Origin of the sequence: Dyella sp. C9, from assembly GCF_003332825.1 — a bacterium.
Taxonomy (GTDB): Bacteria; Pseudomonadota; Gammaproteobacteria; order Xanthomonadales; family Rhodanobacteraceae; genus Dyella.
Genome location: NZ_QIRF01000018.1, coordinates 80,579 through 91,850, shown reverse-complemented (window position 1 = coordinate 91,850; position 11,272 = coordinate 80,579). Strand labels below are relative to the sequence as shown.

The following is an 11,272-nucleotide window of genomic DNA, read 5'->3' as shown; positions in this document are numbered from 1 at the left end:
CCCCCCCCTGGATTCTACAAGCACAGGACGGCATTCGACCGTTCTGCCTGTCGCGTGGGCTCGGAGAGGTGGATACGAGACAACCCGAAGGATGTGCCATGCGCGAGCTGATCGAACGTTACCTGGCTGCGTATAACCGCATCGATGTGGATGGCATGCTGGCCACGATGCATCGCGAGGTGGTGTTCGAGAACTACACGGCCGGGGTACTTAGTGTGCGCACGCAGGGCGCCGATGAGCTGCGGCGGCTGGCGGAGAACTCGCGCTACCTGTTTTCCGCGCGGCGCCAGCTGATCCTGGCCTATGAGGAACGGGATGGGCTGGCCACGGCGCATATCCTGTTCGACGGCACGTTTGCGGTGGATCTGCCCAACGGCGTGCGCGCGGGGCAGTCGATCACGCTCAATGGGCGCAGCGAGTTCCGCGAGCGCGATGGGCTGCTGATCTATATCGGCGATTACAGCGAGTAAAGGATGCCCGGGGCGCGCTCGGGTTTTCGCATGGGCCTGGTGCCTGAAGGCGCTGGGTTCCTGCTTTCGCAGGAACGACGGGCGGACGCTCAAGGGCGGAGGCCTGCAACGCGGCTATCGGCCAGCAAGTGGTCGTGGTCTGCGCGGCGCAACAACGCGTTGCGCCAGTGTTGTTGCTGCTCGGTGGTGGACTCCACCAGCCATTGCGGCTTGTTGGCCACCCACGCGGCGACCGGCACACCATCCTCGTAGAGCACGCGGGTGCCCACCACCGCGGGCAGCTTGTTGCCAGCCAGCACGGTGCCCACCAGGTTGAGCGGGTCGGAACCGCTGACCAGTACGCGCTGGCCATGCGGTTCCTGCTGACGGATGGCGCGCAGCCTGGCGATGGCTTCGGGCAGGGCGAACTGTTCGCCGACCAGGCCCTCCACGAAGCGGCCGCCGCGGATTTCACCGCGGGCTTCCAGGCGATGGTAGACGCGCAGCAGTTCGCGCCAGCTGGGCAGCCAGGGGGCTTCGCGTTCCAGCAGCTTCCAGAACACCACGCCGTAGCGGCGCAGCAGGGTGCGGGCGATGTGGTCTAGGTTTTCCGGGTCTTTGGGCGCGGTACTCGGTGAGGCTTTGGCGAGCACCCGCCCCTCATCCGTCCCTTCGGGCCACCTTCTCCCCGGAGGGGAGAAGGAAGTGCTCGTGCGAACGAGGGACCAGCGGCCGGCGTCTTCGATGCCGGTGAGCATGTGGTGGCGCAGGCGGCGATGACGATGGGCGTCGCGCTTGGCGGCGGGTACCAGCAAGGCACGCAGGCCGGCGAAGCTGTCGGCGGTGATGCGGCCCGCGGCGACGAGTTCGCCCAGCGCGTCTTCCAGTTCGGTGCGCAGCAGATGGGTCAGGCTGCCGAGTTCGTCGAAGAACAGCGCGCCGTGGTCGCGCAGCGCATCGAGCACGGCCTGGGCGCGCGAGGATACCTGCACGTCCTGCGTGGAGGCCTCGTCCGTGGCGACGCTGGTCCACACGGGTACGCTGCGCCTTGGCAGCAGCACGATGGGCGTGGCGCGCACGGGGCCGCTGCCACCACCGGCGCTGCCGCGCAGGCGGCTCCAGCTGACGCGGCCGGCGCGGCACTGTTCGTCCAGCCAGCTGATGGCGTAGTCGTCGATGCGCGCGGGCAGCAGTTCGGCTTCCCAAGCGCCGGCGGCCGCTTCGTAGCCTTCGAGCTGGGTCAGCACGGCGGGCAGTGCATCGGGGCCGCTGAGGCGGGCACCGGGTGCCACGTGCTGCCAGTCGAACAGGAAGCGCATGAGGTCGCGTCGGCTTACCGGTTCGATTTCGCGACGCAGGCGGCCGATGGTGTAGCGATGGATGCGCGCGAGCAGATGGCGTTCGCACCACTCCACCTCGGAGGTGCCCGGGGTGAAGTGGCCCTGCATCACATAGCCTTCGGACTGCAGGCGCAGCAGGGTGAGGTCGATGTCGCTGGCTTCAACCTGCAGTGCGCCGGCCAGTTCGGCCACGCTGACCGGGCCGCAACCGGTAAGGCGGCCGCGCACCAGTTCCAGCAGGGCGTCTTCGCGGGTCCAGGTTTGGGCGGCGTATTCGGCCGGGGCCTCGATCGGCGGGTGCAGCGTGGCGGCGGGGTGGACGGCTTGCCATTTGGGCAGGGATTCGGCGGTGGTCCACAGGGACTGGGGCGAGGTTGGCCCCTCACCCCCGCCCTCTCCCCCCAGGGGAGCGGGAGACAGGCGTGTCGCACGGTGGTTTTTCGCGAGGCTGTTTAGCCAGTCGTTCCAGCCGTGGGTATCGGCTTCGAGCTGGGTGATGCCGCCGAGGATGCCCAGGGCCTCGTGCATTTCATCGGCACTGCGCACCTGCGGCCAGGCTTCCTCGCGCACGGCGGCGATGGCGTCGGCGTCGAGGCGGCCGAGGTCGTCGGCGCTTTCAGGGGCGGACCAGCGGCGCGATTGCACGGCCTGCGTGCGGCGTTCTTCCAGCGGCGCATCGTCGAGGTAGGCATACGGCGCGGCGCTCAGCACTTCGCCGGCCAGCGGGCTGGGTGCGGCGAGGTCGCGGGCGACCACGGTGATGGATCCCTGTTCCAGCCCGCGCAGGATATGCAGCAGGCCGTCGACATCCATCGCTTCGCGCAGGCAGTCGTGCAGGGTCTGGTTGACCAGCGGATGATCGGGAATCTCTCGCTCGCCGACGATGTTCTCCAGGCAGGCGACCTGGTCGGGGAACACGGTGGCGAGCAGGTCTTCGCTCTTCATGCGCTGCAGCTGCGGCGGCACCTTGCGGCCGCCCTGGAAACGCGGCAGCGCGAGCGAGGTGGTGGCGTTCCAGCGCCAGCGCACGGGGAACAGCGGTGCGTCGAGCAGGGCCTGCACCAGCACGTGTTCGGCGGAGCTGGAGTGCAGGTAGCGCGCCACTTCTTCCAGCGGGAAGCTGTGGCTGGTGGAGAGCGAGAGGACGATGGCGTCCTCGGTCGCTGCCGCCTGCAGCTCGAAATTGAACTGGCGGCAGAAGCGCTTGCGCAGGGCAAGGCCCCATGCGCGATTGATACGGCTGCCCCACGGCGTGTGGATGATCAGCTGGGTACCGCCGGATTCGTCGAAGAAGCGCTCGAACACCAGCGTGTGCTGGGTGGGCAGCGCGCCGAGCGCTGCCTTGGCGGCGGCGAGGTATTCCGCCAGCTGTTGCGCGGCGGCTTCGCCCAGCCCCAGCGCATGCTTGAGCCACTGCAGCGCGGCGGGCAGGCCGCCTTCGTCCAGACGCTGGGCGATCTCTTCGCGTAGGCGCGATACGCCCAGCGACAACTCGGCGCTGCGGCCGGGTGCTTCGCCCAGCCAGAACGGGATGTTCGGCGACACGCCCTGGGCGTCTTCCACGCGCAGGCGGTCGCGCTCCACGCGCTGGATGCGGTAGCTGGTGTTGCCGAGCTGGAACACGTCGCCGGCCAGGCTTTCGACGGCGAAGTCCTCGTTCACCGTGCCGATGATGGTGGCCTGCGGCTCCAGCACCACCAGGTAGTCGGCGGTATCGGGAATGGCGCCGCCGGAGGTCACGGCGGTAAGGCGTGCACCGCGACGCGCGCGCAGCTGCCCATGCACCGCATCGCGATGGATGTACGCAGCACGTGCACCGCGGCGCGTGGTGAAACCCTCGGCGAGCATGCGCACGGTGGCGTCGAACTGCCGGCGGCTGAGGTTGCGGTAGGGATAGGCGCGACGCAGCGTGTCGTACAGCGCGTCCTCGCTCCATTCCTGGCAGGCCACTTCGGCCACGATCTGCTGGGCCAGCACGTCCAGCGGCTGTGGTGGCTGGATCAGCGTGTCCAGTTCACCGCGGCGCACGCAATCGAGCAGCGCGGTGCATTCCACCAGGTCATCGCGCGTGCTGGGGAACAGGCGCGCCTTGGGCGTGCCGTCCACGGCGTGGCCGGAACGTCCGGCGCGCTGCAGGAAGGCCGCGATGGAGCGCGGCGAGCCCAGCTGGCACACCAGGTCCACGTCGCCGATGTCGATGCCCAGTTCCAGCGAGGCAGTGGCCACCAGCACCTTGAGGTCGCCGCGCTTGAGGCGCTGCTCGGCATCGAGCCGCTGCTCCTTGGCGAGGCTGCCGTGATGGGCCGCTACGGCCGGCTTGCCCAGGCGTTCGGAGAGATGTCGCGCCACGCGCTCGGCCATGCGCCGCGTGTTGACGAACACGAGGGTGGTGCGATGGCTCTCCGCCAGCTGGGCGAGGCGGTTGTAGACCAGCTCCCAGCAGTCGTTGGACATCACCGCTTCCAGCGGCACCGGCGGGACTTCGATGGCGAGGTCGCGTTCGCGGGTGTGGCCGACGTCGATGATGGTGACGCTTTCTTCCTCTCCCCTTGGGGGAGAGGACTGAGGTGAGGGGTCGGGGCTTGCGGGTTGGTTGGGAAGAGCGGTGTTTCGCTTCGAGCGGCCGGTGTCGCGAGACTGTCCCCTCACCCCGGCCCTCTCCCCGACGGGGAGAGGGGGAGTGGCGTGCGAGCCCACGAGGAATCGCGCGACATCTTCAATCGGCTTCTGCGTGGCCGACAGGCCGATGCGCAGCAGGCGGCGCTGGCATAGCGATTCCAGCCGCTCCAGCGACAACGCCAGGTGCGCGCCGCGCTTGCTGGAAGCCAGTGCGTGGATCTCGTCGACAATCACCGTGCGCGTACCGCCCAGCATCGCGCGGCCCGATTCCGAACCGAGCAGGATGTACAGCGACTCCGGCGTGGTGACCAGGATGTGCGGGGGCTGCTTGCGCATCCAGTTGCGCTCGGCCTGCGGCGTGTCGCCGGTGCGTACGGCGGTGCGGATGTCCACATCGGGCAGGCCCATGCGGGCCAGCTCGGCGCGGATGCCTTCCAGCGGCGCTTCCAGGTTGATGCGGATGTCGTTGGAAAGCGCCTTGAGCGGCGACACGTAGACCACGCTGGTGACATCGGGCAGCACGCCGCCGTTGGCCACGCCCTCGCGCACCAGCGTATCGATGGCCGACAGGAACGCCGTCAGTGTCTTGCCCGATCCAGTCGGCGCGGCCACCAGCGTATGCCGCCCGGCCCGGATCGAAGGCCAGGCAGCCTGCTGCGGGGCGGTCGGTGCCGGAAAGGTATTCCGGAACCAGGCCGCGACGGCGGGATGGAAGTCGTGCAGTGGCATGGGCGTCCAGTGTGGCGCAAGCGCCTCTCAGACAACGAGATATGGGGTCTTGGGCAGCGCCCGGCAACCGCCCCTGGCGCGGGCATTCATGCGGCCGGCCACCGAATGCCGCGACGCAGCACGTCGGCCCTGCGCCATAGCGGCCTCGCTTGTTGCAGAATTCGGCCCTTTCCCGTCGAGAGCGCGCAGTGAACCAACCGGGCGACCACGGTACCGACCAGTCCCATTCCCTCGCCATGGCGGATGGCCACCCGCTGTTCGTGCGCGACTGGCCGCATGCACGCGCCCGCGACGCGGTGCTGATCGTGCATGGCCTGGGCGAGCACAGTGGTCGCTACCAGCGCCTGGCCACCTGGTTCCACACCCGCGGCTACGCCGTGCGCGCCTACGACCAGCGTGGCCACGGCCGCACCGCCGGGCGACGCGGTGCCCTGCCCCATCGCGACGACCTGCTGGAAGACCTCGCCACGGTCTACCAGGACTATGCCGGCAGGCTGCCGCAGCCGCCGCTGCTGCTCGGCCACAGCATGGGCGGACTGGTCGCCGCGCGTTGCGTGCTGGACCAGCGCATCCAGCCGCCGGCCATGGTGCTGTCCTCGCCCGCATTGCGTACCTGGGAGCCCATCTGGAAGCGCTACCTGGCCACGGCGATGTCCAAGCTGGCGCCCAACCTGCCACTGCCCAATGGGCTGCCGTTCGACAAGCTCTCGCATGACCCGCAGGTGGAGCCGGCCTATCGCGCCGACCCGCTGCGCCATGGCTGGATCACGCCGCGGCTGGCCGATTTCATCTTCCGTGCGGGCGATGATTCGGTGCGCGACGCATCCCAGCTGACCGTGCCCACGCTATTGCTGGTGGCCGGCGCGGATCGGCTGGTGAACCCGGCAGGCAGCCGCGATTTCTCCTCCGGCACCTGGGCCAGCAAGTACCTCACCACGCGCTATTTCGATTCGCTGTACCACGAGCTGTTCAACGAGGCCGAGCCCTCGCGCAGCCAGGTGTTGAAACAGCTGGGCGACTGGCTGCAGAAGCGGCAAGGCCCCGTGTAGGAGCGCACCCCTGAATCGAGTTCAGGGCAGTCACATCCATTCCCGCTTGCCGGTGAACACGATGGTGAGCCATTCGGCGCGGATATCGCTGCCGAGGCGGCGTGCGATTTCGCTGCGCGTCTCGTCGACCTCGGCCATGGTGCCCAACGGCTGCGCAGGGTCCACCAGGATGTGGATGTCGATGAAGCGCATGCGGCCGATCTTGGCCACGTAGCTGGCGAAACCCCGGTAGCCGCGTTCGGCCACCAGGGCGTTCATGGCCACGCGCACGCGCTGGTCCAGGTCGTCGGGCGCCAGCTGCAGTACTTCACGCAGGGCGCGCCACAGGTTGCCCAGGGGCAGCGGCAGCAGCGCGATGATCAGCAGCAGCAGGACGGAGGAATCGATGTAGCGCGTCCAGTGGTCCAGCGAGCCGCCGCGAATGAGGGCGCCGACCGCAAAGCCCACCAGTACAGCCACGCTGATACAGCCACCGATGAACCAGCCGTTGGCGTCCAGTTGCAGCAGGGCCGAGCCGAGCTCCACCGCGCGACGACGCATCAGCACCGCCATCGCCAGGCTCGCCACACCCATCACTGCAGCCCATGCCGCGCCGAAGCCGAAGGAGAGTTCGTGGCCGCCGGCGAGCAGGTCGTGCAGCGCGCTGAAGGCCGCGTAGCTGCAGATGGCGGTGAGCACGCTGGCGTTGAACACCACCAGCAGCGGCTCCAGGTGCCAGTAGCCGAACTGGAAGCGGCGGCTGCCTTCACTGGTGACCAGGTGCGAGACCATCAACGAGCCGGCGGTGAGTACCACGTCCACCAGTGAATAGAAGCCGTCGAAGGCGATCGCCTGCGAGCGCATTCCCAGGCCCACCGCGACACAGGCCACGCCCACCAGGAAGGTGACGCCGATGGAGAGGCGCAGCTGCTGTTGTTCGCGGGAGGTATCCATGACCAAGGCCCGAGGACGCGTCGGGCCTGATTATGCCGGAGAGGACGGCTGTGCCGCGTTGTGCAGGAGGGCGTCAGCGCTTGAGCGCCTCGACCACGTAGCGCGGGCCATTCGGGCCCGGCTCGATGATCAGGCCGTGCACGTCGGACTCGAAGCCGGGGAAGCGCTCGTTCTGCTCCTTGGCGGTGCGCAGCGATTCGATGATCGGCGAGTCCTTCGCGCCGAACTTCTCGCCCGGCATGATCACCGGAATACCCGGCGGATACGGCACCAGCATGGTCGCCGCGATACGGCCGGGCAGCTTCTCGATCTCCACCCGCTCCACTTCGCCGCGCACCAGGCGGTCATACGCTTCCGACGGCGGCATGACCGGCTCGGGCAGCTCCACGTACATCTCGCGCATCACCTGAGCCACCTTGTTCTTGGTATTGAACGCGTGCAACGCGTCGCACAGGTCGCGTAGGCCGGTCTTGGCATAGGCTTCGGGGTGCTCGGCCACCAGCGAGGGCAGTGCGCGATCCAGCGGCGCGTTGGCGTCGTACAGCTCCTTGAACGCCAGCAGTTCGGTGGTCAGCGTGCTCCATTTGCCCTTGGTGATGCCCATGGAGAACAGGATCAGGAACGAATACAGGTTGGTCTTTTCCACCGTGATGCCGCGCCCCCACAGGAAGCGGCTGACCACGGCGGCGGGAATGCCCTGCTTCTCGGTCTTGCCGTCCATGGTCAGGCCCGGCGTGACCAGGGTGACCTTGATCGGATCGATCAGCACGTAGTCGCGGGCCAGGTCGCCAAAGCCATGCCAGGCGGCCTTGGGCACCAGCTTCCAGTCCGCCTGCTTGGTGCTCACCGGCGCCGCGGCGCGCTCGCCCTCGTCGAAACGATCGCGCAGTTCGCTGGGCTGCCACACGCTGAACCACCAGTCGCCCTTCTTGATGCTGTCGCCCACGTGCAGCACGGCGCGACGGAAGGCGATCGCCTCCTTGTGCATCTGCTCGATCAGGCTGCGGCCGGCACGACCTTCCATCATGCGCGAGGAGATGTCGCACGAGGCGATGATGCCGTAGTGCGGCGAGGTGGAGGTGTGCATCATGAACGCTTCGTTGAAGCGCTCGGCATCGAGCTCGCGCGTCTTGCTGTTGCGCGCGTGGATCATCGAGGCCTGCGAGAACGCCGCCAGCAGCTTGTGGGTCGATTGCGTGGCGAAGATGATCGGATCCTGGTCGCGCGGCTTGCCCTTGGCCATCGCGTAGTGGTTGTCGTACATCTCGTGGAAGGCCGCGTAGCCGTACCAGGCCTCGTCGAAATGCAGGAAGTCCACGCCGCCGCCGATGTCCTTGGCGATCTTCTCCACGTTGTAGCAAAGGCCGTCGTAGGTGGAGTTGGTCACCACCGCGATCTTGGGCTTGAAGTCCTTGCCCTTGGCCTTGGCCACCTTGCTGGCCAGCGGATGCTCGGCCACGCGCTTGGCCATTGCCTTGGGATTGAACTGGTCCAGGCTGATCGGGCCGATGATGCCGTGCGCGTTGCGGCTGGGCGTGAAGTACACCGGGATCGCACCGGTCATCACGATCGAGTGCAGCAGCGATTTGTGGCAGTTGCGGTCCACGAACACCACGTCGCCGCGGGCCACCGTGCCATGCCACACGATCTTGTTGGCGGTGGAGGTGCCGTTGGTGACGAAGAAGGTGTGGTCCGAGCCGAAATTGCGTGCCGCCTCGTGTTCGGCAGCCTTCACCGGCCCGGTGTGGTCGAGCAGCGAACCCAGTTCCGGCACCGACACCGAAAGGTCGCTGCGGAAGGTGTTCTCGCCGAAGAACTGGTGGAACGCGCGACCCGCTGCCGACTTGGTGATCGCCACGCCGCCGCCATGGCCTGGCGTGTGCCAGGAGTAGTTCGATTCAGCCGCATGCACCACCAGCGCCTTGAAGAACGGCGGCAGCAGGTTGTTCATGTACTCGTCGGCGGCGCGCATCACCTGCTTGGCGATGAAGGCCTTGGTGTCCTCGTAGAGGAAGATGAAGCCGTGGGTGATGCCCAGCAACTTGGTCGGCACCTGCTCCACCGTGCGGCGCTCGCCGTACAGGAAGATCGGCAGGTTCTCGCGGTAGGCCAGCTGCGTGTTGAGGAAGTCGTACAGCCGGTCGAACTGGTGCGGCCCCTCCTCCGTACCATCGATCGAGATCAGCACCGCCGATGCCGCGTTGTAGGTACGCGCCCCCGCCTCGGCGTCGCTCATGGTCAGGCCGCTGAGCACGCGATGGCCGTAACCGCGAATCTCGTCGGCCAGCTGGCGGATCAGGATGCCGTTGATGCGCGGCGAATCGTAATCGTCATCGATGATGACAACGGGGTAATCGAGTGCGTTGAAATACATGGCCAGACTCCATCAATCGCGGGGGCGGGGGACAGGACTCAGGAACGCGGTGCGGGCGTGGCAACGGCCTTGAGCTCGCGCTCGCGCCGGCGCTGTTCGCTGAAGAAGGGATAGAACACGGTGATGAACAGCATGAAGAGGAAGGCGTAGGTCACCAGGTCGCCGTTGGTGCCGAAGATCGCCCACAGGCAGTACACCACGGTGATGCTGGTGAGCACCCAGTACACACCGGTGTGGGTGGTGGAATGGCTCTGCTCCACCGCGAAGTAGCAGGCGACGCACGAGTAGATGTAAGGCAGCAGGGTGAGCACCACGGCCGCCTGGGTGATCACCTCGAACTGCGCCGACGCGGTCGGCGAGGCGGCGGTGATCAGCACGATCAGCGACATCAGCACGCCCACGATCAGCAGGCCCTGTACCGGGGTATCGTCCTTGTTGGCCTTGCTGAAGATCTTGGGGAACAGGCCGTCGTCACCGGCGGCCTTGGCGCTCAATGCGGTGAGCAGGATCCAGCCGCCCAGCGAGCCGCCGGCACCCAGCGCGGCGCACAGGCTCACCACCCAGCCACCGACCTTGCCGATGGCGACTTGTGCGGCCACCGCGAAGGGTGCGTCGGCCACCTGCAGCTGGTCGTTGGGGATCATGCCCATGATCACCGCGGAACTGGAGATGTACACCACCGCCGCCAGCGCCACGCCGGCGATGGTGGCCACCGCCACGTTCTTCTCGGGGTCTTTCACCACGGCCGCCGATACCGAGGCCGACTCCACGCCGATGAAGGCCCACAGGGTGAGCGAGGCGGCGCCGGAAATGGCCTGGAAATCGCTCTTGCCGGTGACGTTGTAGGCCGCGGAGAACAGGTCGCTCTTGAAGAAGAACCAGCCGAAGATGGCAATGCCGAACAGCGGGATCAACGCGAACGAGGTGGTGATCGACTGGATGCGCGTCACCACCTGCGCGCCGAGGATGTTGGCGAAGGTGAACAGCCAGATCAGCACCAGCACCACGATGGTGCGCACCATCGGCTGTGACAGCGCCGGGACGAAGTAACTGAAGTAGCCCACGGCCGCCACCGGCAGGGCCACGTTGCCGATCCAGTTGGCGAACCAGTAGATAGTGTTGGTCTGGAAGCCCATGTAGGGCCCGAACGCATCGCGCGCGTAGGCGTACGGTCCACCCGCCTTCGGTGCCAGGCGTCCCAGCTTGGCGAACACGAAGGCCAGCAACAGCGAACCGATGGTGGTGACGATCCATCCCCACATCGACACGCTGCCGATCTTGGCGAGGCTGCCAGGCAGCAGGAACACGCCCGAGCCCATCATGTTGCCGGCTACCAGGAAGGTGGCCGCTACGACACCGATCTTGCGCTTGTCATCAGCCATGAGGTGGCTCCCGAACGAGGATGGAAAGAGGAGTGGGCATGACGAGGCCGACGCACGACGAAACGCCAGCGCATGAAACACGTGGAACCTGGACGCAGGTGCGTCTCAACATGGCAAGGAGTGCCTCCCTGGGACGACGCCGCCATCGTGTGCAATCCCTTGGGTTCCATTTGGCGCACGACTCCTTATGCACCCAGGCATTGCACGCTCCATGTACCGGCCAGCTTCAGGGCCACCAGTCGACCTGCGGAATGCTGCGCAACGAAGCGCATGCCAGACGGGCGGCAATTGAGCGCGATTGTCGCCATGGGCCCGGTCGACATGCCGTGAAGGTTGGGATAGCGCGCAGGCAGGCCATCCTTCACGCAACGCATTCACGGCCGGGGCGAGCATAGGC

The 11,272-nt window shown here is 67.1% G+C and carries 6 protein-coding genes; 2 read left to right on the top strand and 4 right to left on the bottom strand.

Going from position 1 to position 11,272, the window contains the following annotated elements; genetic code table 11:
- Positions 1-98: 98 nt before the first annotated feature.
- Complete coding sequence (locus tag DVU99_RS17115; RefSeq protein WP_114241439.1) at positions 99-470, top strand: nuclear transport factor 2 family protein; 372 nt, start codon at positions 99-101, stop codon at positions 468-470.
- Positions 471-559: 89 nt separating this feature from the next.
- Here DVU99_RS17115 and DVU99_RS17110 read toward each other — a convergent pair whose 3' ends face one another.
- On the bottom strand, positions 560-5,137 hold the full coding sequence (locus tag DVU99_RS17110) for a DEAD/DEAH box helicase (RefSeq protein WP_114241438.1): 4,578 nt from the start codon (positions 5,135-5,137) through the stop codon (positions 560-562).
- Positions 5,138-5,325: 188 nt separating this feature from the next.
- On the opposite strand from DVU99_RS17110, the gene DVU99_RS17105 reads away from it, so the two are divergent.
- On the top strand, positions 5,326-6,186 hold the full coding sequence (locus DVU99_RS17105; RefSeq protein WP_232823639.1) for an alpha/beta hydrolase: 861 nt from the start codon (positions 5,326-5,328) through the stop codon (positions 6,184-6,186).
- A gap of 30 nt (positions 6,187-6,216) precedes the next feature.
- On the opposite strand, the gene DVU99_RS17100 is transcribed toward DVU99_RS17105, so the two are convergent.
- The 3 genes from DVU99_RS17100 to adiC form a co-directional block, all read right to left on the bottom strand.
- Entirely contained in the window at positions 6,217-7,119 is a 903-nt protein-coding gene (locus tag DVU99_RS17100) for a cation diffusion facilitator family transporter (protein WP_114241437.1), read from the bottom strand.
- A 73-nt stretch (positions 7,120-7,192) separates the two neighbouring features.
- On the bottom strand, positions 7,193-9,493 hold the full coding sequence (locus DVU99_RS17095) for an Orn/Lys/Arg decarboxylase N-terminal domain-containing protein (RefSeq protein ID WP_114241436.1): 2,301 nt from the start codon (positions 9,491-9,493) through the stop codon (positions 7,193-7,195).
- 38 nt (positions 9,494-9,531) lie between these two features.
- Positions 9,532-10,875 carry an arginine/agmatine antiporter gene (adiC, locus tag DVU99_RS17090; RefSeq protein ID WP_114241435.1) on the bottom strand — a complete coding sequence of 448 codons (1,344 nt, stop codon included), beginning with the start codon at positions 10,873-10,875 and terminating at the stop codon, positions 9,532-9,534.
- Between the last annotated feature and the right edge of the window lie 397 nt (positions 10,876-11,272).